Origin of the sequence: Francisella sp. 19X1-34 (assembly GCF_041102755.1) — a bacterium.
Classification (GTDB): domain Bacteria; phylum Pseudomonadota; class Gammaproteobacteria; order Francisellales; family Francisellaceae; genus Francisella.
In genome coordinates, this window is sequence record NZ_JBGCTX010000007.1 from 18274 (window position 1) to 43001 (window position 24728).

Below are 24728 nucleotides of genomic sequence, written 5' to 3' on the forward strand. Positions count from 1 at the left end.
TTAGAAAATATATTTTCAAATTTAATCCCTAAACTTTAATAAACTAATAAAACACCAAGCAAGTAGAACACTTGTAACTGCAAAACCAGTACATAAGCCAAACCAGATTCCGTAACTTTTCAAATCTAACCAGTAACCAAAAACTCCCATTGCTGGAATACCAACCAACCAATAGCCAATGATTGTTGTGTTAAAACCAGCTTTTGTATTACCAAGACCACGTAATAATCCGATAAATATATTTTGAGAGCCTTTGAAATATTGGTGTGCAATAGCAAACCATAGAAGACTTGTTGCTACAGCAAAAACAGCTGAATCAGCTTTGTCTCCTCCAAGAAATAGCCCTAATACAAGCTTCGGAACAGCAATGTAAAAAATAGCAATAATAGCCATTACAGAAAAACTAATAGTAAAACTACGTAACGCGATACCCCTAACTTTATTTGCTTCACCCTTGCCTATAGCACGACTGACCAAAATAGAAGAGCCATGTGACAGACCAATATTAAGCTGATAAACAATATATGCCAGCTGATTAACAATATTTGATGCAGCAAGTGCTATTGGTCCAAATGTACCCATAAAAATAGTAGCTATAGAAGTAATTGCTGCTTCTGATCCATAAGTCAATGAGATTGGCATTCCCATCTTAGCAAGATGTACAACTGTTTCTCGCTTAGCTTTAAATAAATTCAAAGAGATAAGCTTATTAAGATCTTGATCAAGCATCACAGTTCGAAGATAAACAAAAAATATACCAAAATTAACTATTGTGGTTGCTAACCCTATACCAACAAGGCCAAGGCGAGGCAACCCAAACCAACCATAGATAAAAATTAAATTCAAAATAGCATTAAATGCAACTGAAACTAAAGTAACTAATAGTAGAGAGCCGGCTCGACGCATACCAACTGAGTACTGTCTTAAAACATTAAGCCACAACATAGGTAGAAGCCCTGGCGCTAATGCAAGCATAATTGGCTTAGCTAAAGTTGCGATAAGCTCACTTTGTCCAAAGTAAGCAAGGAAATTAGTGAGTATGCTAATAAATACAACTGCAACAATAGCTGTAACTGTTGCCAAAAGCAGTCCAGATCTTATCAAATCCTGCACTTCTTCTATAGCTTCATCATCAAGATTATTGCTATTAGTCCTAGTTTCACCCTTACCAACTGCTGTAGCAACAAGGTTTCCAAGTCCTGTCACCATCCCTACACACATCGTTCTAACTTGGTTATAAAGAACTAGAGCAAGTCCTCCAGCTGCAATAGCCTCCACACTAATCAAACCTAACATCAACAAGTCTGTACTCGTAAGTGCAACTTGGGCTAACTGAAGCGCTATGATAGGTGTTGCAAGAGTTATAATTTCTCGGTATTGTTTGAGTTCCATCATTATGCTGCTATCCTTCTAGATGCAAGAGTTATAGAGTCTTTATAAGCATTAAAAAGTTGATGAACAGTCAGTTGAGTTAATTCACTTAATAAGTTGTGCTCACGTAGCCATTCATCATTGTAAACAGTATCTAAATACTTTTCTCCAGCATCACATACTAATACCACTATAGTGCTATTTGGCTCAACTAACATTAGTCGCTTAAGTGCCACATGAATTGCTGCTCCAGATGTACCTCCAACAAGTAATCCTGTCCGACATGCAACAACTCGGGCAGTATTAAAAGCATTTATATCACTGACTGTTAACCCTTCATCAATTAATGAGTGATCAACATTTGTACCAACAGTAAATCCTTCTGGTGCACCTGCTCCAGTTTGCCAATATTTGCCTGGTTTACCTCCAAATATGATAGATCCAACTGGCTCAACACCAACACTAGTTACTTTAGAGCCCAAATTACGTAACTCTTTAACAGTTCCACATACTGTGCCACCTGTACCGACTGCCCCTATCAAATAATCAACATCTGTACCCAAATCATTTAATAATTCATTAGCAAGATTAGCATATCCCTTACTGTTATTTGGATTATAATGTTGATCTGGCCAAAATGCTCCTGTAGATTTAGCAATCTCTTCTGCTACCTGGCGTCTTTTAACTGTGCTTGGTTTATCAGTTCCACCTTCAACAAAAATCAAATTAGCACCTAAAGCCCTCATAGCAAGAAGCTTGTCTCGAGAGGCATGATTATCAACAATAGCGGTATACTTATATCCACGTTCAATAGCAATGAATGCAAGTCCTGTTCCTGTATTACCAGAAGTAGGTTCAACAATATGACCTCCTGGTTTAAGCTTTCCATCACGCTCTGCTGCTAAGACCATCTCTCTTGCCATCCTAACCTTACAAGAACCAGTAGGGTTAACCTGCTCTAATTTTAAAAGCAATCGACTACCTGCCCCTGTACGAGCAAGTTCAAATAACGGAGTTCCCCCTATAAGCTCAGACGCCTCTGTTAGGATTCTTTTTTTAGTAGATTTATACTCTGTAATCATTTGTCTATTCTCCAAGAAAAACCTTCATCTTGCTCAGCAACAACAACCTTTTTTGGTAAAGGAAGTTGATGAAATTCACTCTCATTTTTATCCATTTGATAGCCTGCAGTATTTGGATAAATTATTAAGTCTCCATATCTCGGTATAGCTGAAAACTTTATTTTACGCCAAGTTAATACATCATATTCCATACAACTAGATCCGCCAATAATTGCTTGAATAGGTGCTTGTGGGCGAGCTGAACCACGTTGTATTAATATTGGGGTAGGTAAAAATTCACTATTTTTCCATTGTTCAGAGAGACTCATACTAAGTCCTGCAACTGTTACAATGCCATGCTCGTCATTTTTCTTAAAGCCTTGAACTGGAAAGACTGTCATTCCAGCACCATCCAAAAGAGCCCTACCAGGTTCAAGATATAATTGAATTTGTGTATTAATAAGCTTATTTGCTAAGCTAATACTTCCAACTGATGAATCCAAAATTGCATCTAACATATCAGCACCAGTTGGCGATTGATGATAGGGATAGAAATGGCTGAATTTTTTACCTGCATGAAACTGATTAGGATTGTGAGTGTTTTTAAAACTATTCCAATCATCTTCATCAACATAGCTACAAGCAAACCCGCCACCAATAGATATTGATGAACTAGGAAAACCATACTCTCTAGCTTTTGTACACCACTCAATTAGTATAAATGCCATTTCTACGCGAGGTTTTACTAAATATCCATCTAAATGAAACGAAAAACCTTCCATACTAATATAGTTTTTAACATCTTTACATCGCTCTAATGCCGTAACAATATCTTCTGAATTAAGTCCAAAACGACTATTAGGACTATTTGGAGGAAGTACTCTTAGTAAAATCCTTAACTTATCACTTGTATTGGTAACAATATTAATAGCTCGTTCAAGCTCATCTAAAGCATCAATTGCAACCAAAGCTCCATGACGTGCAGACAACCATAAAAGTTCATCACTCTTTGCTGCCCCAGTAACACCTATATTTTTTCCTTGAATACCTTTGCTCAAAGCATGTATAAACTCTGGAATACTCGCAACATCAACCGCACCATTTAGTCTCGCTACTTCTGTCAACCATGCTCCAGCTTTATTTGCCTTTTTACCAAAATAAACTTGTCCTGTAATATTATGATTATTAAGAACCTTTTGAAAACCTAATAAATTATTGGCAAAACTTTTAGGGTGAATAATATGAAAAGGTCCATTTATGACATTAGTAATATTATTTAATAGTTTAGTATCTTTTTGAACGTTAATAGCCCAGTCTTGTTGTAGAGCATTCATTAAATTCATTGTTAACCCCATAGTTTAACTCGTGTACCACGTCCAGCTGAAATAGCTCTAGTTGCAAGAGCGTTAGCAACAGGAATATCTGTAATTATCATTCCACTTGAGAATGCAAATACTTTATCCTGCTGTGAATTTCTACCTGATTTATAACCAGCTATAATATCGGGTAATTCAGCATCGATAGATGCTTCATTTTCTGAACCAGCTAAACGTTTACCAGTAACACCCATTTGCATCTTATTTGTTGCTACAACATAATCAACATCTTGTAATACACCACTAGCCACCCCTTTACTAGCAACTGAAATTAGCAATCCCCCAGGCTTTAACCAACTAGTCTGAATTTTAGGGTGAGCAGCTCGCCCAGATGCAGCTACTACAATATCAGATTCAGTAACTGCTGCTGGGACATCTTCTATAAACTCTATTTCACGGTCTGGAAAATGTTTAGCAAATGTTGCAAGACTAGCAGCAATCCCATCAGGATGTGTACCAAATAATCTAAGAGTTTTAAGCGTAGGAATTGCAGTTAAAAGATATGCGAGAGTATTAATTCCTTGTGCTCCAGTACCAACCATTAGTGCTGACTCTGCATTTTCTTTTGCACAGTGTTTAGCTATTATTGCTGTTGTTGCTGGAGTACGATAGCCGCCAACACGGTGACAATCCATAAATGCAAATGGCAATCCTGTTGTATCATCATATAAACTGATTGTCGTATAATATTTATCAGCATTCTGACTACCTTGACGATAAGAGGTCTTAAATCCAACCTGTTGTAAGGAGCCATCATAACCAAGCATCGAATAAGAAACAGCATCTCTTTGTTTATCAGGGAGCTCCATCATTAACTTTGTTGGACATAAAGACTCTTTATTAGCATACGTTAAATACGCTTCTTCCACAGCTCGAATCACTTCTTGTGGGCTAAGCTCAATATCAGATAAATCTGCACGACTAAGGATATGAGTTATAGTTTTTTGTATTTCAGACATTTTTTCTCCTTTACCTTGAATGACAAGTATAAATCCTCTTCAAAAACAATAATGATAATCCGCATTATCATTTTAACAATCTAATTGTAATTAATAATCATTATCATTTCAAATGAATAGTTTATTTTTCGCGATTTTTCTTATCTCCGCAACAAAAGACTCTAAGAATGCAACTATTTTTATAGTTTTATGCTTAAGCTCTTTAACTGCAGGAAGGATCACAAACATGTGATGCTACAAGCATATCTATGCCTTTAACAGCATCGCCTCTTTCTTTTGGAATACTTTCATCAGAAACTGCATAATTATAAACATATAAATACAATCAGTATTGATTTTTCTATATATATTTAAGCACCTGTTATTAGGATACTTTTCATAACTATTCTTAACTTCTTTTAATTAAAAATAACGCAATACTAATTTATTACTGTTAATGATATTGATTATCAATACATAAAGATATATTATTCGCGGATTATTTAAAATTAACGTTAAACTAATATTTATTAAATGCAATTAATAACAAACCTTCGACAACTATTAATATATACATTATTAATTTTTCTTACTACCTTAGATATTTCTTTTGCTGATGGAAAAGATCAAGCAGATAATACCCACAACCAAAGTAATTTAGATGAGAAAAAAACTATACAAGAATTACAAGCAAAAATTAAAAATATTAAATATCAACTACTCGAGTTACAACAACAAAAAAAATTATCCGCTAAACCATCTAGCTTCACAACTTATAGTTCAAAAGTTAATAGCAGTGGTTTGGACTCATTTCTATCCAACAAGAAGGAAAATTCTGAAATTACTAAAAATATTAACAAAAATAACTCTATTATAAACTTAAGTGGAAAATCATTAGGTGGGATATTCAATAGTAGCGGAGGAATAAACGTTGGAAATGCACCTGCAATTACTACACGAGGTGAAGTAACTTTCCTTGGAGCATATTCAGGTAGTAACAGTATACCTATAGGAATGATCTCTAGTAGCTTATTTGCCTCAACATTAATAGGTCAACGTGGTAAATTTGATGATTATGGAATATTCTTTGGTGGCAAGCTTGAGGCAGATGCTCAATCATGGTTTGGTAGTAGTGGAATATCTAATTCAAAATATACACTTCCACAAAATGGACAAAATATTTTCCTAACAGCTGCAAAGCTATTCTTCTTATCAAATATCGGTCACTATGTCACAGCTCAGTTTGACTTTGATACAGATGAAACCCAAGGTTTTGGACTAGGCAATGCATTTGTAATCTTTGGTAATCTAGATACCTCACCATTTTTTGTAACTGCAGGAAGAAACAAACTATCAGTTGGAACTTTTGGTGGTGGTGGCCCATGGACTGGAGGTCCTATAATCTTTTTAGCTCCAGGTAAAGCTACTAACGTATCTATTAATTATAAAACCAGTATAATAAACGCTAACGTAGCTGTTTTTGGATCTAATGATAATCAAGCAAACTTTTCAACTGCAATCTTCTACGCAGCCAAATGGACTGATAGCTTAGCTGCTGGTTTTAATACAGGTTATGTTTATAATGTAGCAGGTGCTGGGAATGGATACTTTAAAACATTTTTAACAAATCAAAATAATCCTAATGGCAAAATAGGTAGTTATAATGTCAATGGTAACTTAACTTACGCTGTGGCTTCAGGCTTTTTAAACGTAGGAGCTGGCTGGGCAACTACTACGAATAAAGAAGACTTCAATGGCAACAATAAAGATGTTTTAGCTGGAGGATGGTACGGCGCTTTAAACTACTCTTTAGTTCTAAGAGGAAGAAATACAAACTTTGGAGCATCTTATGGCCAAACATATAATGCTACAAATATACCTATGCGTTTAACAGCATCTCCTCTTTCTTTTGGGAAGTCTCCAATAGGAATACAAAGACAATTACTTCTTTCTTCTCAGCGAGCTTATTTTGATAATAAAGTACTAATGGGTTTAGAGTATTCGTACCAACAACTATATAGTCAAAAGCATATGAACACAATTACGATGGATCTTTCGGTATATATTTAAAAAACTTAAGAAAAATAAAGACTAAATCCAATAGCCATGAGCTTCAAAACGATCAATAAAATGCTGACTAAAGTGCATTTTGTTTAACTGAAGATTTGCTAAGAGTCTCTTATATTGACCTGCCTTAAATATATAGTTTAAGACATAAAAGACATTACCTTTACCTACTATTTTTTCTACTTTCTTTTCAAAATCAGTAAAATCTGATTTCTCATCAATATAGTCATCAAGTAATGAGCAAAGCTTATCCATAGTTTTTTCATCAGCTCTATCAAAATATTTAGCTGTTTCATAATGAAATTCATATTTACTATCATGAAAAAATGGATAGACATTACCTTCCCAAGCAGCTTTATAAGCATCATCTACATAACTACTGCTCAAAACATTTAGCTTCATAAGATCATAATAAAATTTATTTGTATTTCTCATAACATCTTTCCTATTTATTTAGTTCTTGCTGAACTATTTGGTTAACTTGTTTAGGGTTTGCTTTACCTTTACTTGCTTTCATAGTCTGCCCAACAAAGAAGCCCATTAGCTTAGTTTTCCCTGCTTTAAAATCTGTTGCTTGTTGAGGGTTTGCTGATATTATACCTTGAACCAGTTCACGTATAGCTGACTCATCAGAAACCTGCTTTAAACCTAGCTTTTCAATAATAACTTCAACTGAATCTGTTGATTCAATATACTCAGCTATAACTTTCTTCGCATTAGCCTGAGATATTACATCCTTCTGTACATTAGAAATGATATCTAATAAAATTTCAGCAGGGACAATATCTTTAGAGAATTCTTTTTCAGCTCTATTTAAAGTTGATATTAAATCAACTGTAACCCAATTATAGGCTGGCTTATGACCTATTACCAATGCAACTTTATCATAATAGTCAGCAATCTCAAGATTTGATAGCAAGAACTCCACCTGTTGCTCAACTAAATGCTCACGGTATAGTGCTTCTCGCTCCTCTGGTCTAAGAGGCATTTGCTTTCTGATACTTTCAATATATTCATCTGTAATTATCAAAGGCAGAAGATCCGGATCAGGGAAGTAACGATAATCAAAAGCATCTTCTTTTGCGCGCATTGGACGTGTTTCATTAGCATCGGCATCATAAAGGCGAGTTTCTTGCATAACCTTTCCCCCTGATTCTAATACAGCTATTTGACGAGCATACTCATGCTCAATAGCTTTATCAATAAATCTAAATGAGTTAATGTTTTTTAGCTCAGCACGTGTCCCAAACTCTGATTGTCCTTCTGGTCTAATAGATAGATTTACATCACATCTAAATGACCCTTCTTGCATATTACCATCACAAATCCCCAGATGCTTAACTAATTGATGTAGCTTTTTCAAATACACAACTACTTCTTCAGCTGACCTAAAATCAGGATATGTCACAATCTCTAAAAGTGGCGTGCCAGCTCGATTGTAATCTAAACCTGTCTCCCCAACAACATAACCATGTAAAGACTTACCAGCATCCTCCTCTAAATGAGCCCTTTCTATACGAATAGTTTTCTGCCCTTTTGAGGTCTCAATATCTAGCCTACCCTCTTGCACTATAGGGTTTGTTGATTGACTTATCTGATATCCTTTTGGTAAATCTGGATAAAAATAATTCTTACGTGCAAAGAAACTATTCTTTGAAATTTTTGCATCAACAGCTAAACCAAACATTACTGCTTTACGAATAACTTCTTTATTTACTACAGGTAAAGTTCCTGGTAAACCTAAATCTAAAAATGCTGCTTGTGTATTTTGATGTTGACCATACTCTGTCGCAGAAGTTGAAAAAAGCTTAGATTTAGTACTTAACTGAATGTGGACCTCTAGTCCTATTACCATTTCCCAATTCACTATTAAATCCTCGCTTGCTCTAAAATAAATTCTTCTACATCATTATGCTTTTGATACTGTGTCACAATCTGTGTCAAAACATTATCATTAAATGCTTTTGCCATAAGCTGCCCACCCACAGGTAGACCATTTGCAAAACCGATTGGGAATGATATAGCAGGTAAACCAGAAATATTTGCAGTAATTGTGTAAATATCAGATAAGTAAGCCGAAACAGGATCTAGCTTATCACCTTTTTTGAAAGCTTCACTTGGAGATGCTGGCATAAATATAGCATCAACTTCAGCAAATACTTTATTAATTTCATCTGTCATCATTCTACGTAGCTGCTGAGCTTTGTTATAGTATGAATCATATTGGCTAGATGCTAATACATAGTTGCCTATCATAATTCTACGCTTAACTTCTTCACCAAAACCATCTGTACGCGATTTTCTATATAGTTCATCTAAATTCTTAGCTTCAGAGTTACGATAGCCATATCTAACACCATCATATCTAGCTAAGTTAGCCGCAGCTTCAGCTGGAGTAATAATATAATAAGTTGATAAAGCCTCTTTTAAATCTGGTACTTTTACAGATTTAATCTTAACACCTAGCTCTTTAAGCTTTTCTAAAGTTTTTTTCACTGCTTGTTGAACTTGTGTAGGTAAATCTTTAATCAAACTTTCATCTACACCTATTACCTTCCCAGCAATATCTTTCTCTAAATCTTTAGTAAATAGATTCTCCTCTGCTCCAACACAAGTAGAATCAAATTCACATTCACCAGCAATAGTATCTAACATAATAGCGACATCTTCAGCATAGTGGCCAAATATCCCAGCCTGATCAAAAGATGATGCAAAAGCGATCATACCAAATCTAGATGTACTACCATATGTTGGCTTCATTGCTGTCAAGCCACAAAAACTAGCTGGTTGTCTAACAGAGCCTCCTGTATCAGAGCCTGTGCTAACTGGTGCAAACCCTGCAGCAACAGCAGCGGCAGAGCCTCCTGAAGATCCTCCTGGCACTCTTTCTAAGTCCCAAGGGTTACTTACAGCACCATAATAACTATGCTCATTCGTAGAGCCCATAGCAAACTCATCCATATTAAGTTTACCCAAAGTTACCATACCTTGATCTTTACAGTTTTTGGTTACTGTAGAATCATAAGGAGCAACAAAATTATCTAACATTTTTGATGCTGCTGTAGTTTTTATATCTTTAGTACAAAAAAGATCTTTATGCAAAATAGGAATACCTGTTAATAGTCCTTGCTTACCTTCGGATATAATACTATCAGCCTCTTTAGCTTCTTTTATCGCTTGCTCTTCACATAAAGTAATCACAGAATTTATCTGTTTATCTTGATCTTTTATTTTAGCTAAATATTGCTTAGCTAGCTCAACTGAAGTTATCTCGCCATTATCTAGACGAGCTCTTAATTTTTTAATATATGACATAACTAAACCTATTTAACAACCTGTGGCACCATGAAGTAATCATCAACAACTTCACAAGCAAACTTATCAAAACTTGCTCTATTATCCTGATCTTGGGGAATATCTTCTCGAAATTTAAAATCCATGGTAATAGGTGAAACCATAGGCTTGACACCTTGGGCGTCAAAATCCTTGACCGTATCTAGGATCTCACAGATATTTGTAAGATCTTGGGTATACTGTTCTAGCTGTGTATCTGTTAAGTCAAAGCTAGATAGCTTAGCAATATGCTGTACTAATTTTTTATCCATTTAAAACACCTAAATAAATTATCTAAGAATACCCTTAAAATTATAAGATACTCATAAAAATAAAGAAAGACATACAAAGGTTATTTTATATTCGATGGTTGACTGTTTACTTGCTCTTTAATAGTCATTGGCTTCTTAACCTGCTTATTTTTATCAATGCCTATGTGAAGTTCGCTACTATTTAAGTTTATTGGGAAACCATTATACCTACGCCATAACTCATAACCTAAACTAACATTATTTAGCAGTACCCAACCATGAACTTTTGTACCTAACCTAAGTACATCTGGAGATGGCCAATCACGAGATCCACTTTGTTTTACAAAAATCTTAAACTGACCTTGAGCATTATTCTGAGGAGAAATAAATATAATTTCACCTTCAAAAGTTCCTATAGCAACTTGAGGCCAGCCACTAAACTGAATTGCAGGCCAACCTTCAAATTGAAGCATTACTTTATCACCGACACTCACCAATGGAATATCCATACTATTTAACCATATCTCAGCTATTCGAGACTTACTATCTGGTACAATTGTTGCTAAAACATCAGTATCTTTGACAATAACACCGCCAATACCATGGATCCGATCAACAATAACACCATCAGCCGGAGCTCTTACTAAACGACTCTGTTGGCGAGCTATTTGAACTTTTACCTTGGCTAAATCAACATTTGCTTTAGCTAAATCCTTGGTATAGTTAACCATTTCCATTTGAGCTTGCTCATAAATTCTCTCGGTACTTGCACCTTTTGTTACAAGATACTTATGCCTTTCAATATTTTTTTTAGTATTTTTAATAGCTAGCTTTATAGATTTTATACCTAACTCTATAGCAGCCTTCTCATCTTCTAACCTAGATACAACCTCTGGATCTAAATCTAGAACCTCTACTATAGGATCGCCTTTTTTAACTCTATCACCTTCAAAGACATACCATTTACCTAGTCTCCCACCAATAGGAGCAGAGATATTTTGCTGTCTTTCTGATGGCGATAACGTTGTAACATCACCATAACCATCGACGGTTTGTTGCCATGGTATCATTCCCAAAACGACTCCGACAACAATAATACTTAACAATACTAAAAAAATTATCTTCTTAAAACTAGGATCCTTTTTTAGCATTGCGTATGACTTTAGCTGCATTGAAATAGTTACCCTCTTTAGTCAATAGATATTATTAATGTTGGTATATCCAACTTCTCTAAAATTTGTGTAATTGTGAAGTTACTATTTTTACTAGCTAATCCATAGGTATCTATCAATACAAGAAGCTTTGGATCTTTTAAAATAGCTCTTATGATATTCATTTTTAGTACAACTTCACTATCAAAAACAACATTATATTTAATTGTTTGAGAATCTATAAGCTTATCAAACTTTTCCTCAAGAAAGCTAATATCAAACATCTTTAACAACTGATTTAAATATTTTAATTTCTCTTGAGAGAAATCATCACATAGGTTATCTAGTACCGTACCTGCAACCACCTCTATACCGCTAGCAATATGGACATTATCACTAACATGATCTTTCCTATAATTTCTAATACATATGCCATTAACTTTGACTGTTTTATCTAGTGTATCACCGAAGAAAGAGCTTAATAAGGCTTGTGCTGCATGGGTGGATAAAGATAACTTATTTAAGTGATTTTTACTAAAATCAAAACAGTATTTCTGATCATCGCCTAAATTAATCTCTAAAAGATCTACTTTATCAGTAAATTCTGCACTATCATGCTCATGCGCTACTTCTTGCTGATCTGATATTTCTAAAAGATCCAATATCTTTCTAGTTGCTACTAAGAAACCATAACAATCATATAAATACTGGCTAAACTTTAATAATCCTAATAGAACTATATTTACCAACAACTCTGCAGCAATTAACTGCCCTATAGAAAGCTGACCATTTATTATTAAATAACTTCCGATACCTAGAAGTAAAATATTAATAAAAATATATGTCAAACCAATATAAACATGCTGTCTAAAAATAACACTAAAGAAATTCTTTCTACTATCTATATAAGTACATAATTTAGTATCAACCTTATTTACAGAACTATCTTTAGGGAGCTGACGAAATGATAAAAACTCTGCTGTTTTTTCTTCAAACCAATAAACAACATCATATATAGCATTAGACTCTTTAAGGCCAGCCTCATAGCCCGCTCTTAGTGGAATAAATATGGTAAGCAATATACATGTAACAAGCAATATATCAAACACTAAAAATAACGGATGATAAAATGCTAAAATTATCACGCAAAATAAAGTCTGTAGAAAAATATCAAGTAAGATAATAAAAATCACAGATACTGACTTTTGTAAAAATTTTAACTCAAACGTTCTATTAATTTTTTCGCGAACATTTATTCTTTTTAATTTATCAAAATCAACTTTATGAATAGCTGAAACAATCCTTAACACAGTCTCAACAAAAACTTTACGCTGAATATCCTCAACTAATTTTAGCTGAAAAATTCTAACAAAAAAGGCTGCTGTTAAAAGTATAAATAATATAGTAATAAGAGATATAACAGGCCTAATAGATAGACTAACTCCAACCAAGTTAACCAAAGTCTGTACTGATACAGGTATTGTAAGAGATAAAAAACCTAACAATAAACTGTATATAATAAGAGTATATACAGTATGCTTTGGTATCTTTAGTACAGTTTTTATTTGTTTATATAACATAGTAAATTACTATCATGAATTATACTTCTTTAGTATAGTATATATTATAATAAAATCTACTTTGAAATAATTAATTTTTGTTAATAGGTATTCACAAGCAACTACTCAAAAGAGACTTTTTCATTAACATAAATATAATGATAAGCTAATCAAACGTTAGATATAAATGCTCCTATAACATAAAGTACTCTTTAAATTAATGACTCACTAATTTTAGCTATCTTTTTTCTATCTTCTTTACCATTAGACAACATCGGGAACTCAATACAATGATGGAATATATTAGGCATAATAAATTTTCTAATATATTTTGATAAATGCTGAAGTAAATCTTCTTTACTTAAAGGGATATGATCTTTAGTTTTATACCACGCAACAGGTACAAAATTATAAACAAAATCTGATTTGGCTACAGTGACACATGAGACAATTTTATCATGTTTAATCATTGCCTCCTCTATTTCAATTGGAAAGATACTTTCATTACTTTTTTGTATCAGATCATTTGCTCTACTAATAAACCAATAATAACCGTCCTCATCTTTCCTAACTAGATCTTGAGTACAATACCAATCATCTTGATTAGCAATAATATTTGTACTACCCGATAGATAAGATTTAAATAAAGATTCAGATTGGATATAGAGTTCACCAACATCCCCATCCTTGACCTTTTGAAGGTTATATTTATCTAATATTTTGACATTAACACCATCTATAGGTTTACCTAGAGATGCCTTTTTTTTATCATTTTTTTGATAATTATACATTATGGGACTACACTCTGTTGCACCATATAAGGTTTCTAACTTAACCCTAAAGCATTCATAAAACCTGGTTATAATATCCTCAGAGATATAACCTCCTCCAGCACGAACCTTGCGTGTTTTATTAAATATACGTCTTAACTCTATATTATGTTCTGCTTTAGCTAATAACTCATAAACAACTGATGGTGACAAAGATATATACGACGGCTTATAACTAATAATATTTTCAATAATACTCGTACTGTTTAAATCTTCTAATATTAAAAATGAACAGCCTGCAAGAACGCATGATATGACTTCTCCTAAACCAGAGATATGACTCATTGCTCTAGCAATGATACACTGATCTCTAAAATTGATGGATAATACTTTAGTGTATGATTTTATTGTGCTAATTAAGCTTTTAAAATCATGCTTTATAAGTTTAGGCTCACCAGTTGTTCCAGAAGAACCCAAGATTATCTGTCCTTTTTTACTTGCCTGGTGAAACTCACGTTTAAATGAATAGTTAGACTCTCCTGACTCTATATTTCTAGTGACTTGAAACATCGATTCAATATCAAACCCTCTGAATAATATCTTCTCATCATAATTATCATAAACCACCAAATCTGTTTCTAACTTTGAAGCAACCGAAAGTATAGTCTCATATGGGTAATCAGCATGTAGGATTGAAACATCAACCCCTGCATGCAAAGCACCTAAGAAAGAATATAGAAAGCCGTAACTATTTTTAACACAAAAAACAATATTTGTAATATTATTTTTTTTGAAGTAATGGCTTGCTTGTATTATATTAGCAAATAAAGTTTTGTAAGAATAAAACTCATTAGAGCTAGAAGATATAACACTCTCACTATCCAAGTTTAAATGTCTGAAAAAGAAATCCATATAATTACAGATAATGAATCTAAATATGAAAATCTTATCACTCTCATATCTTAATAGGCAATAATTTTAAACTAGCACAACTTTAATATTTTTTATTATTAGAATAATTTACTTATCGGACACTTCTCTCAAAAACATTATCTATTTCTTTTAAATAAGTTTTTTTGATCCCTTCAAAATCCATCTCAGGAATATCAAGAACAATATTATGTTCATCTTGCATAACTTTTTGTAAGTTCTGAGAGAAAGACTCTCCTGACTTAAGATCAAAAGCTACTTGTTGAACGATCTTATAACAATCTTCGCGCATAAATGGAGTATTTGCCACTAAGAAATGCAAATAAAAGCTTGATAAATAAGCACTAGTACTTCTAACTCTATCTTCGATAATATCTTTCTGAACTACAAGATTATCAATTGTATTTTTCATTCTACGTAATGCATAAACCATTATACCGAAGTTATCTGGAAGATAAAAACGCTCAGCTGATGAGTGAGAAATATCTCTTTCATGCCACAAGATACAATTCTCTAGAGCTATAGATACATGTGACCTAAGCATTCTAGCCATTCCTGTTAAGTTTTCAGTCGAAATTGGGTTTTTCTTATGTGGCATAGTTGAAGAACCTTTCTGACCCTTAGAAAAGCCTTCATACACTTCAAAAACATCACTTCTATGTAAGTGTCTAATCTCAACAGCTAATCTCTCAATAGCTGAAGCTATAAGTCCATGGATTGAGATTAGCTTAGCTATTCTATCTCTTGGAATAACCTGAGTAGAAACCTCTTCTACAGGTAATCCTAAAATATCAGCTGCTTTTTTCTCATCTTCTGTTGTTAGGATACAATAATTACCAACTGCACCTGAGAACTGTACAGTTAGTCCATCCTTTTGGAACTCTTTAAGATCTTTTAGTCTACGTTTAAACTCAACATATGCTCCCAAAAACTTCTGACCAAAGCTCATTGGCTCAGCAAACATACCATGACTTCTTCCCATAGTGATGATTTCTTTTGTTTCTTGAGCTTTTATTAACAATGAATCACATAAAGCTTCTAGATCTTTAACTACAAACTCTAAAGACTCGCGAACTTGTAAACTCAAAGCTGAATCAATAATATCTGATGATGTCACACCAAAATGGAAAAACTTGCCAGTCTCAGCAGTAAACTGCTCTGCTATTGAAGTACAAAAAGCAATGATATCGTGCTTTGTTACTTTTTCTATTTCATCAACTCTATCTGGTTTGATCTCTGCTTTAGAGCGAATCTCTGCTGCTGTTCCTTTTGGAACCATCTTATCTTCCAAAGCTTCTAAAATAGCTAGCTCAACTTCAAGCATCTTACGATATTTATTTTCATCTGCCCATATTTTTGAAATTTCCGCTACATCATACCTTTTTATCATTTCACTATCCCTATTTGATAAATCATAAGCAATCACATACATGAATACTCTAGGCAAAATGACTAAAGCACCAGCATACAACTAAAATCTTGATAAACTATCTATATACCTTTAATTCTCTCAAATAGAGCCTTATTGTCAACCTATTTATCATATTCTCAAAAGCTTGTTTAGATTATCCAATGCAACTCAATTTTTCTTATAAATTTAACTTATTAAGTGAATATTTCTGATCAATTATTTAGTTATAAATACCGATTTTATAATAAATATGATAAAGTCAAACGTAGATAAATTAGGAAGCAACTTATATGAAAAAGCATATACTTATTTCTACAGCTCTTATTGGTATTGTAACACTTGGTTATAGCTCTAACTTAAAAGGAAGTGACTATATTTCAACTCAACCAGGGACAACTTATATCTATCAAAGAGTTGAGGCAAATGACAATGATAACTTCTCAATCCGAACTAAAATAAAAAATTGTAATGATGAACGTACACAATGTAACTATGTTAGTAGAATAAAGGATCATGTTAAAGACCAAATAGATGGCTCAGAATCTAAATATGCATACGATATAAAAAATGGTGCCGTGTACATCAAGTATCCTAACTTGGACAAAGAAACTTTATTACTACCAGCGAACATTGAGTTTAATAAGGTAAGAAAAGAAAACTCTTCAAATGCAAACGGTAAATATACAAATTCCTATGAGTTTACTAAACAAATCCCAGAAATCACTGTAAATAATAATAAATATAAAAACTGTATCGAGCTTGAAGCTAAATCAAACATAAAACTGGAGAATCAAACAATAAACACACAAAGCCAAGAAGTTTATTGTAAAGGGGTCGGCTTAGTAAAAGAAATTTTCAAGGAAACTCATGGCTCAGAAAAACCTACAGTTTACAAAAGCCTATTATCATCAGTAAAAAAACCTTAACTCAAAAAGATAATGAAAAACTTATTAGCATTAATTATGATGACTTTTCTGCTAATAAGTTGCTCAACATATAATGGGCCAATTTTCAAAGGAAGTAACTATATTTCCAGAAATATTGGTACAACATATCACTATAAGCGGACTGATCTAGATACCAAAAAGAGTATTTTCTTCGATATAACAGTAGATAGCTGCAATGCAGATAAATCAAAATGCTCATACACTACCAAAATTTTTAACTCTTCAGGCAAGATAATCAATAAATATAATATGCATTATACAATTGATAAAGGTTCTTTTTTCTTTAAAGGTACTGTTCGCGTAACCGATAATTTCTATAAAGATAGTAGTATCTTACTTCCTGAGAAGTTACTACTTAACCGTGAAGTAAATATGCAACACCCAGAAAAGTTTGGTTATGTTAGAGAAAGACTAATTGTTCATAAAGAAGTTCCTAGTATCAAAGTTAATAATCATAAATATGAAGGCTGTCTAAATATCATATCTGAAACTATAACTCCTCTTAATGATAAAAAGATCAAAATCCTCACAAATGAGATAGATTGTAAAAATATAGGCGCTGTAAAAAAAGAAATGTCTATCTACTCTCTAATCCCTGTTAAAAACCCTGAGTATAACAACTTTGCCTTAAACGCTCGCTATATAGAAACTCTTCAAAATATTACTCATAAAGATAGCTAAGTTGAAGATTTAATATTCTTGTCTCTAAAGTAGTTATATATCCCATAAGCACTAATCGCAACCCAAGCCCCCTCTATTATAAAAGCTGGTGAATTCCAATGATAAACTAATGAAAACAAGACCCCACAGGACCCTAATATGTTTAATAACAAATAGCTTAAATCATTAGATTTAACGCGATTTATTTGCAATAAGAAAAAAGCTATTATTACAAGTAAATCACCGCTAATTCCTATAGTATTAGCTAACACTACTCCTCCTTTTAAAATTTTGTTTCACTTTAAAACTTAATATCCGAACTCTATTGTATATGATCGAGAAAAGTTTTGCTGAGGTTCAATATCAACATTACCTATACGATACTCAATATCAAGATCCATGCCTAATGTATCACTTCTACCACACCATGGCTCGATACATATATATGGAGCATTAGCTTTTGGCTTCGACCATAGTCCAAGGTATTCAAAACCATCAAATGATACTTCGATATATCTATCTGAACCTTTTTCAGATAATCTGACTTTCTTGTCTGAAAATTCACTATATACTAATGCATCATTATCAAATGTATGATTATCTAACTCAACTTTTGATAGTTTGAAGTGTTTGATTTCTCCAGTATAAAAAGCCTCAGATGTAATGGTATGAAAATCTAATTTCTGCTCTGAGAATGTTATTTCATAATCACTAAACTCATGCTTAGTATCAAAAGGACAAGCAAATGCTGGGTGAGCTCCAAAGCCACATGATGCAACGTCTTCACCTAAGTTTATAATATTATACTTAGTGATAAGTTCATTACCTTCTAGAGTATACGTAACCTCAAACCTTAACTTAAACGGATAATTATCTTTAGTGGTTTGCATTGCCAAAACAACAGCATTTTCATCATGTAAAACAATATCAAATACAGTATGGCGTGCAAGGCCATGATTACCCATGGGATATTCTTTGCCTTGATATTTGATCTTATTATCTATTGATTTACCAACCACTGGAAATAGTACAGGTGAGACACCTGCCCAAACACGGCCATCTCCAGACCACATATATTGATGATCTGTTTCAACATTTACGACAGCTCTGACTTCTGCCCCTAATTCACTAATCTCTACTAATAGGTTATCATTTTTGATTCTAATCATAAGAACTCCCCTTCGCTGTTAGTGAAGAGGGTTTTTATGTCAAGAAACGCGGTCATCCTCGTGCTTGACGCGAGGATCTCTTAACTATTTAAGAGATCCTTATCTTCATGGGAACGACTATAGTTATTAAATCAATAATCTTCACCGTTACATTTTCGACAGCACCCTCTTCAGGGTTAACTTCAATATTTTCAGTAAAAATGAGCAGCTCAAAAACTATGTTTTCAAATACTCCATTAGTATTTTATCACAATATAAATGAATAGATTAAATAGTAAACTCAATTTTAACTTACAGTAATTCCCCTTCATTTATGAAGGGATGGCAGTCGCAGACTGACAGAGTAGTTTACCCAACCCACTTCCTAGCATTTCTAAACATTCTCATCCATACAGAATATTCGTCATACTCTGCTGGGATATTCGAGTTTGTAATCGCTCTATAGACACGCTCTGGATGTGGCATCATTGCAAGGACACGACCATCTAGAGCTGTGACAGCTGTTAGACCATCTACTGCGCCATTTGGATTATATGGATACATCTCAGTTGTTTGACCTTGCCCATCAATATATTTAAGAGCTACTTGAGAGCCTGTTAGCATAGCTTGTTGCTGACTATCATTTTCAAATAATGGACGACCTTCACCATGAGCTACCGCAATTGGCGCTTTTGTTCCTGCCATATCAGCAAACCAAATAGAGTCAGACTCTTGAATCTCAACCATAGAAGCTCTAGCCTCAAATTGCTCTGATTTATTTTTAATAAATATCGGCCAATTTTCAGCACCTTTGATTAGCGATTTAAGCTGTGCAAGCATTTGACAACCATTACACACACCTAGTGCTAGAGTATCATCTCGACCAAAGAATTTGCTAAACTCATCTCTTAACTTCTCTGTAAAGAGGATATTCTTTGCCCAGCCACCACCAGCACCTAGAACATCACCATACGAGAAACCACCACAAGCCACTAATACTTTGAAATCTGCCAAAGTTACACGCCCAGCATGTAAATCTGACATGTGGACATCATGAGCCTCAAAACCGGCTGTAGTAAATGCTGCTGCCATCTCAACTTGGCCATTAACACCCTGCTCTCTTAGGATTGCAACTTTTGGCTTCTCAACATTGACAAACTTAGCTGTAATATCCTCTTCAAGATCGAATGTCGCCTCAACATGGATACCCTTATCACTAATATTTAAAATACTATCAAACTCTTGTTGAGCACACTCACTATTATCACGGATTGATTGAATTTGATAAGAAGTCTCAGCCCACCATCTTTGTAAGTTTACACGTGTATTTGAGTATACTTTCTCGCCATTTGCAAATATATTTAGCTCATCACTAGAGCTTAACTTAGCTATTGCACACAGGTGAATTTGAGTATCTCTGAACATCTCTTCAACTAATGCTACATCACTATTTTTAACTTGGATAACAGCTCCAACTTCCTCAGCAAAAAGTTTTGCCAATATATCTTGAGTTTGTAATTTAATGTCTAAACCTTTACGCCCTGCAAAAGCCATCTCAGCTAGAGTTGCAAATACACCACCATCAGACACATCATGATATGCTAAGATTTTATTTTCAGCTTTTAGTTTAGTGATATTTTCAAATAGCACTTTCAACTTACTTGCTTCAACATCCGGTGCAACATTACCAACCTGGTTATAAGCTTGTGCTAAACATGAAGCTCCAAGTCTACCAGCACCATTTGATAGATCAATGTGCAATAAAGTTGTAGCATTATCATCAACTATAACTGGTGTAAGAGTCTTACGCGCATTTATCACAGGCGAGAAACCTGAAATTACTAATGATAAAGGTGATGTTACTGATTTAGCTTGACCATTATCTGACCACTTAGTCTTCATTGACATTGAATCTTTACCAACTGGGATTGCAATACCTAACTCTGGTGCAAACTCCATACCAACTGCTTTTACAGCTTCATATAGCTTTTGGTTTTCATCACCTTGATTTGCAGCAACCATCCAGTTTGCAGATAGGCGAATATCACTTAGTTTCTCAATATCAGAAGCTAATAAATTTGTTACAGTCTCAGCAATTGCTAATCTACCAGAGGCAGCTGCATTTATAGTTGCAACAGGTGTTCTCTCACCCATAGCCATAGCTTCACCTGCTTGGCTATCCACTGTAGCAGTTGTCACAGCACAGTCAGCAACAGGAACTTGCCATGGGCCAACCATCTGATCACGTGCAACCATGCCTGTAATACTTCTATCACCAATTGTAATTAAGAAAGATTTAGAAGCTACAGCTGGTACTTTTAGTACTCTTTCAATCGCATCATCAAGTTTAATAGCACTTGTATCAAAAGCTTCTTGCTCAACTTTGACAGTTTTCACATCAATATGCATTTGTGGTGTATTACCAAATAATAACCCCATTGGTAAATCAACAGGCTTATTATCGAAATATTCATCATTTAGCGTAATATGCTTTTCAGAGATTGCCTCACCGATAACTGCAAATGGACATCTTTCTCTATTACACAGCTGTCCAAAAAGCTCTAGTGATTCAGAATCTACAGATAGTACATATCTTTCTTGCGACTCATTTGACCATATTTCTAGCGGAGAAAGCCCCTCTTCGCCAACATTTACTTTTCTAAGCTCAAAATGACCACCAACATTACCATCTTTAACAAGTTCAGGAAACGCATTTGAAATACCTCCGGCACCAACATCATGGATAAATGTGATAGGGTTATGCTCACCCATTTGCCAGCATCTATCTATCACTTCTTGGCAACGACGCTCCATCTCAGCATTATCACGCTGTACAGAAGCAAAATCTAGCTCTGAGTTAGTATCAGAAGATACTACAGATGACGCAGCACCACCACCTAGACCTATTCGCATTGCAGGTCCACCAAGACAAATTAGTTTAGCACCAACATTGATATCACCTTTCTCAACATGCATTCTCTTGATATTACCCATACCTCCAGCAATCATAATTGGTTTGTGATAACCAAACATCTCTTTACCTGTAGATGTATTGACTTCTTGCTCAAAAGTACGGAAATAACCATTTATATTAGGGCGACCAAACTCGTTTGAATAATGAGCTCCACCTATTGGAGCCTCTAACATGATTTGTAGCGGTGTTACGATATGATAAGGCTTACCATACTTATTACATTCCCAAGCTTGTTCAAAACCTGGTATGTTAAGATTTGAAACTGTAAAACCAGTTAAACCAGCCTTTGGCTTAGCTCCAAGACCTGTTGCACCCTCATCACGAATCTCACCACCAATACCAGTTGCTGAACCGCTAAATGGTGCAATAGCTGTAGGATGGTTATGAGTCTCAACCTTCATTAAAATATCAACTTCTTCTTGATTGAAGCTATAAATACCAGTTTGTGTATTTGAATAAAACCTCTGAGCCGTTGTACCCTCTATCACAGCAGCATTATCTTTATAAGCTGAAAGTACACCTTTTGGCGATTTCTCAGTGGTATTACGGATCATTTTAAACAATGATTTATCTTGTTCTTGATTATCAATAGTCCACTTTGCATTAAAAATCTTATGTCTACAATGCTCAGAGTTCGCTTGAGCAAACATATATAGCTCAGTATCTGTAGGGTTTCTACCAAGCTTTGTATATTCATCAGCTAAATAATCAATCTCTTGCTCACTTAGAGCTAAACCAAGCTTTTTATCCGCATCTTTGATAGCTTCGGCACCATTTCCTAAAACATTGACAAACTCTAACTCTTTAGGAGCTGTAACATCAAATAAACGCTGAAGATCTTTTTCACAAACAAAAACCTCTTCAACCATACGATCATGGACAAGGTCTTCTATCTCTTTTAATTCAGTCTCGGAAATATTTCCCTCGACACCAAAAAGAACTGCTCTCTCAACTCTTTTAACTGCATCAATACCAGTATTTTTGATAATATCCGTAGCTTTTGATGACCATGGCGAAATTGTGCCAATTCTTGGAGCTGTAATAAAAGTATGTCCCTGTGGCTTAACTGAACCATATTCTCTATTATAATTAAGCAATGAGCTTATAATCTCTACCTGCTTGCCACTAAGATCTTGAGAGCTTTCGACTACATGAATATATTCAGCAGAAATAGACTCGACCTTATTAGATATTTTTTTAGCATCTGCTAAAACCTTTTTCCTTCTAAATGGAGATAATGCACTTAAACCTTTAAAAATCTTAATCATTAGCTATCAAATCCTTTGTATTTCTTTTCTAACTCTTTTAATTCTTTTCTGTGTCTTTCAAGCTCATCTAAATAAGCGTCATCAACATCACCTGTAATATAATTACCAGAGAAAACACTATCCTCAAACTTAGTTATATCAGGGTTTTGCTTTTGAACAATCTCTTTAAGATCGGCTAATGGTAGATATATAAGTCCATCAACACCAATCCATTGGCGGATCTCTTCTAAAGATTTACCATGAGCAATAAGATCAGATTTAACCGGCATATCTATACCATAAACATTTGGATAACATACAGCTGGCGATACAGATGCTAGGTATACTGATTTAGCACCTAGATCTCTGATCATCTCGATAATGCGCTTAGACGTTGTACCTCGTACAATTGAGTCATCTACTAATAATACATTTTTATCTTTAAACTCTGCAGGAATTGGATTTAGCTTTCTTCTAACAAAATTCTTTCTATCAACATTCTCAGGCATTATGAATGTTCTACCTATATATCTATTTTTTACAAATCCTTCTCTATACTCGACTCTTAAAGCTGTCGCTATTTCTTGTGCTGATGCTCTACCTGTTTCAGGAACAGGTATCACAATATCAATATCTTTGTCTTTCCAAGCTTCTATAATTCTTCTACTTAGTGCTTTACCAGCATCTACTCTTGCTTGATAAACACTAACTCCATTCATAATACTATCCGGGCGAGCAAAATATACATACTCAAACAGACATGGCGCCAAAATAGGTTTCTTAGCACATATTTTTGAATGAACCTTCATATCTTCTGTAATAATAATTACTTCACCAGGCTCCACATCTCGTAACACCTTAAACCCAGAAATATCAAGGGAAACACTTTCACTAGCAACCATATATGCCTTTTCACCGTTATCATAATCTTTGACACCAAGCACTAATGGGCGGATACCGTAAGGGTCTCTAAATGCTACTAAACCAAAGTTAGCTATCATCGCTGTACAGGCATAACCACCCTTAGCATGTTTAAATACAAACTCACTTGCTTTATACACAGCTTGAATAGTTGCTCCTCCCTTTGACTTATTCATTCCACAAGCAAAAAAGTTAAGCAAAAGTTCAGAGTCTGAACTTGTGTTTAAATGGCGTCTTTCAATATCATGCAGCATCTTTGCTAATTCAGGTACATTCGTTAGGTTCCCATTATGTGCAAACACAATTCCATGAGGGTTGTTAACATAAAAAGGTTGACTATCAGCTGCACCAAGGCTACCAGCTGTAGGATATCTTACATGGCCAATACCTATATTACCTTTTGACTTTTCAAGTTTCTCATCCGTAAAAACATCACTAACTAAACCTGTATTCTTACGTATAAAAAAGTGTCCTTGATCCATAGTTGCGATACCTGCGGCATCTTGACCCCTATGTTGTAAAAGACTTAGACCATAAAACAATGCATAGCTAACCTGATTTGGTCCAGCAACCCCAATTACTCCACACATAATTCACCAAAAAGTTTAATTAT

Annotated in this window: 20 protein-coding genes; 3 read left to right on the forward strand and 17 right to left on the reverse strand. The window is 34.3% G+C overall.

Annotated elements, in window-relative coordinates:
- Positions 1-21: 21 nt before the first annotated feature.
- The 5 genes from AB8E56_RS02040 to AB8E56_RS02060 form a co-directional block, all read right to left on the reverse strand.
- Positions 22-1395, reverse strand: a complete 1374-nt coding sequence (locus AB8E56_RS02040; RefSeq protein ID WP_329477443.1) for an MATE family efflux transporter — start codon at positions 1393-1395, stop codon at positions 22-24.
- Positions 1395-2453 carry a cysteine synthase family protein gene (locus tag AB8E56_RS02045; protein ID WP_329477445.1) on the reverse strand — a complete coding sequence of 353 codons (1059 nt, stop codon included), beginning with the start codon at positions 2451-2453 and terminating at the stop codon, positions 1395-1397. The genes AB8E56_RS02040 and AB8E56_RS02045 overlap by 1 nt, the downstream gene beginning before the upstream one ends.
- Positions 2450-3775 carry an alanine racemase gene (locus tag AB8E56_RS02050; protein ID WP_329477447.1) on the reverse strand — a complete coding sequence of 442 codons (1326 nt, stop codon included), beginning with the start codon at positions 3773-3775 and terminating at the stop codon, positions 2450-2452. The genes AB8E56_RS02045 and AB8E56_RS02050 overlap by 4 nt, the downstream gene beginning before the upstream one ends.
- Positions 3776-3777: 2 nt before the next feature.
- The gene (locus tag AB8E56_RS02055; protein WP_329477449.1) at positions 3778-4767 is read right to left on the reverse strand and encodes an ornithine cyclodeaminase; all 990 of its coding nucleotides are present in this window, start codon (positions 4765-4767) and stop codon (positions 3778-3780) included.
- Positions 4768-4969: 202 nt separating this feature from the next.
- On the reverse strand, positions 4970-5092 hold the full coding sequence (locus AB8E56_RS02060; protein WP_329477451.1) for a hypothetical protein: 123 nt from the start codon (positions 5090-5092) through the stop codon (positions 4970-4972).
- A gap of 188 nt (positions 5093-5280) precedes the next feature.
- On the opposite strand from AB8E56_RS02060, the gene fslE reads away from it, so the two are divergent.
- The gene (fslE, locus tag AB8E56_RS02065) at positions 5281-6816 is read left to right on the forward strand and encodes a rhizoferrin import outer membrane protein FslE (RefSeq protein WP_329477453.1); all 1536 of its coding nucleotides are present in this window, start codon (positions 5281-5283) and stop codon (positions 6814-6816) included.
- A 21-nt stretch (positions 6817-6837) separates the two neighbouring features.
- Here the strand turns inward: fslE and AB8E56_RS02070 are convergent, their stop codons facing one another.
- The 8 genes from AB8E56_RS02070 to purB form a co-directional block, all read right to left on the reverse strand.
- Positions 6838-7248, reverse strand: coding sequence for a hypothetical protein (locus AB8E56_RS02070; protein ID WP_329477455.1), 411 nt, complete (start codon positions 7246-7248; stop codon positions 6838-6840).
- Between the two features lie 10 nt (positions 7249-7258).
- Positions 7259-8680, reverse strand: a complete 1422-nt coding sequence (gene gatB / locus AB8E56_RS02075) for an Asp-tRNA(Asn)/Glu-tRNA(Gln) amidotransferase subunit GatB (RefSeq protein WP_329477457.1) — start codon at positions 8678-8680, stop codon at positions 7259-7261.
- 2 nt (positions 8681-8682) lie between these two features.
- Positions 8683-10128, reverse strand: a complete 1446-nt coding sequence (gatA, locus tag AB8E56_RS02080; protein WP_329477459.1) for an Asp-tRNA(Asn)/Glu-tRNA(Gln) amidotransferase subunit GatA — start codon at positions 10126-10128, stop codon at positions 8683-8685.
- 8 nt (positions 10129-10136) lie between these two features.
- Positions 10137-10418, reverse strand: coding sequence for an Asp-tRNA(Asn)/Glu-tRNA(Gln) amidotransferase subunit GatC (gene gatC / locus AB8E56_RS02085; protein WP_329477462.1), 282 nt, complete (start codon positions 10416-10418; stop codon positions 10137-10139).
- Positions 10419-10498: 80 nt separating this feature from the next.
- On the reverse strand, positions 10499-11569 hold the full coding sequence (locus tag AB8E56_RS02090; RefSeq protein WP_329477465.1) for an HlyD family efflux transporter periplasmic adaptor subunit: 1071 nt from the start codon (positions 11567-11569) through the stop codon (positions 10499-10501).
- 17 nt (positions 11570-11586) lie between these two features.
- Positions 11587-13128 (reverse strand): ABC transporter ATP-binding protein, encoded by a 1542-nt coding sequence (locus AB8E56_RS02095; protein WP_329477467.1) that lies wholly within the window; start codon positions 13126-13128, stop codon positions 11587-11589.
- Between the two features lie 191 nt (positions 13129-13319).
- A complete protein-coding gene (locus tag AB8E56_RS02100; RefSeq protein WP_329477469.1) occupies positions 13320-14789 on the reverse strand; it encodes a class I adenylate-forming enzyme family protein in 1470 nt (489 codons plus the stop codon).
- A 112-nt stretch (positions 14790-14901) separates the two neighbouring features.
- The gene (gene purB / locus AB8E56_RS02105; RefSeq protein WP_329477470.1) at positions 14902-16197 is read right to left on the reverse strand and encodes an adenylosuccinate lyase; all 1296 of its coding nucleotides are present in this window, start codon (positions 16195-16197) and stop codon (positions 14902-14904) included.
- A 311-nt stretch (positions 16198-16508) separates the two neighbouring features.
- Between purB and AB8E56_RS02110 the strand changes: the two genes are divergently transcribed.
- Entirely contained in the window at positions 16509-17144 is a 636-nt protein-coding gene (locus tag AB8E56_RS02110) for a hypothetical protein (protein WP_329477472.1), read from the forward strand.
- Positions 17145-17156: 12 nt separating this feature from the next.
- Entirely contained in the window at positions 17157-17846 is a 690-nt protein-coding gene (locus tag AB8E56_RS02115; RefSeq protein WP_329477474.1) for a hypothetical protein, read from the forward strand.
- Here the strand turns inward: AB8E56_RS02115 and AB8E56_RS02120 are convergent.
- The 4 genes from AB8E56_RS02120 to purF all read right to left on the reverse strand — a co-directional run bounded on the left by AB8E56_RS02120 (position 17843) and on the right by purF (position 24705).
- Positions 17843-18097, reverse strand: coding sequence for a hypothetical protein (locus tag AB8E56_RS02120; RefSeq protein ID WP_329477476.1), 255 nt, complete (start codon positions 18095-18097; stop codon positions 17843-17845). The two genes, AB8E56_RS02115 and AB8E56_RS02120, sit on opposite strands and share 4 nt — an antisense overlap.
- A gap of 36 nt (positions 18098-18133) precedes the next feature.
- Positions 18134-18994, reverse strand: a complete 861-nt coding sequence (locus tag AB8E56_RS02125) for an aldose 1-epimerase family protein (protein ID WP_329477478.1) — start codon at positions 18992-18994, stop codon at positions 18134-18136.
- A gap of 348 nt (positions 18995-19342) precedes the next feature.
- A complete protein-coding gene (gene purL / locus AB8E56_RS02130; protein ID WP_329477480.1) occupies positions 19343-23215 on the reverse strand; it encodes a phosphoribosylformylglycinamidine synthase in 3873 nt (1290 codons plus the stop codon).
- The gene (purF, locus tag AB8E56_RS02135; protein WP_329477482.1) at positions 23215-24705 is read right to left on the reverse strand and encodes an amidophosphoribosyltransferase; all 1491 of its coding nucleotides are present in this window, start codon (positions 24703-24705) and stop codon (positions 23215-23217) included. Before purF ends, purL begins: the two co-directional genes overlap by 1 nt.
- Positions 24706-24728 lie beyond the last annotated feature (23 nt).

Coding starts and splice junctions, on each gene's coding strand:
- AB8E56_RS02050 (WP_329477447.1), bottom strand. CDS start 3,775: ATGAATTTAATGAATGCTCTACAACAAGACTGGGCTATTAACGTTCAA.
- gatA (WP_329477459.1), bottom strand. CDS start 10,128: ATGTCATATATTAAAAAATTAAGAGCTCGTCTAGATAATGGCGAGATA.
- AB8E56_RS02115 (WP_329477474.1), top strand. CDS start 17,157: ATGAAAAACTTATTAGCATTAATTATGATGACTTTTCTGCTAATAAGT.
- AB8E56_RS02070 (WP_329477455.1), bottom strand. CDS start 7,248: ATGAGAAATACAAATAAATTTTATTATGATCTTATGAAGCTAAATGTT.
- AB8E56_RS02100 (WP_329477469.1), bottom strand. CDS start 14,789: ATGGATTTCTTTTTCAGACATTTAAACTTGGATAGTGAGAGTGTTATA.
- purL (WP_329477480.1), bottom strand. CDS start 23,215: ATGATTAAGATTTTTAAAGGTTTAAGTGCATTATCTCCATTTAGAAGG.
- AB8E56_RS02055 (WP_329477449.1), bottom strand. CDS start 4,767: ATGTCTGAAATACAAAAAACTATAACTCATATCCTTAGTCGTGCAGAT.
- AB8E56_RS02045 (WP_329477445.1), bottom strand. CDS start 2,453: ATGATTACAGAGTATAAATCTACTAAAAAAAGAATCCTAACAGAGGCG.
- AB8E56_RS02090 (WP_329477465.1), bottom strand. CDS start 11,569: ATGCAGCTAAAGTCATACGCAATGCTAAAAAAGGATCCTAGTTTTAAG.
- AB8E56_RS02110 (WP_329477472.1), top strand. CDS start 16,509: ATGAAAAAGCATATACTTATTTCTACAGCTCTTATTGGTATTGTAACA.
- gatC (WP_329477462.1), bottom strand. CDS start 10,418: ATGGATAAAAAATTAGTACAGCATATTGCTAAGCTATCTAGCTTTGAC.
- AB8E56_RS02095 (WP_329477467.1), bottom strand. CDS start 13,128: ATGTTATATAAACAAATAAAAACTGTACTAAAGATACCAAAGCATACT.
- fslE (WP_329477453.1), top strand. CDS start 5,281: ATGCAATTAATAACAAACCTTCGACAACTATTAATATATACATTATTA.
- purF (WP_329477482.1), bottom strand. CDS start 24,705: ATGTGTGGAGTAATTGGGGTTGCTGGACCAAATCAGGTTAGCTATGCA.
- AB8E56_RS02040 (WP_329477443.1), bottom strand. CDS start 1,395: ATGATGGAACTCAAACAATACCGAGAAATTATAACTCTTGCAACACCT.
- purB (WP_329477470.1), bottom strand. CDS start 16,197: ATGATAAAAAGGTATGATGTAGCGGAAATTTCAAAAATATGGGCAGAT.
- AB8E56_RS02125 (WP_329477478.1), bottom strand. CDS start 18,994: ATGATTAGAATCAAAAATGATAACCTATTAGTAGAGATTAGTGAATTA.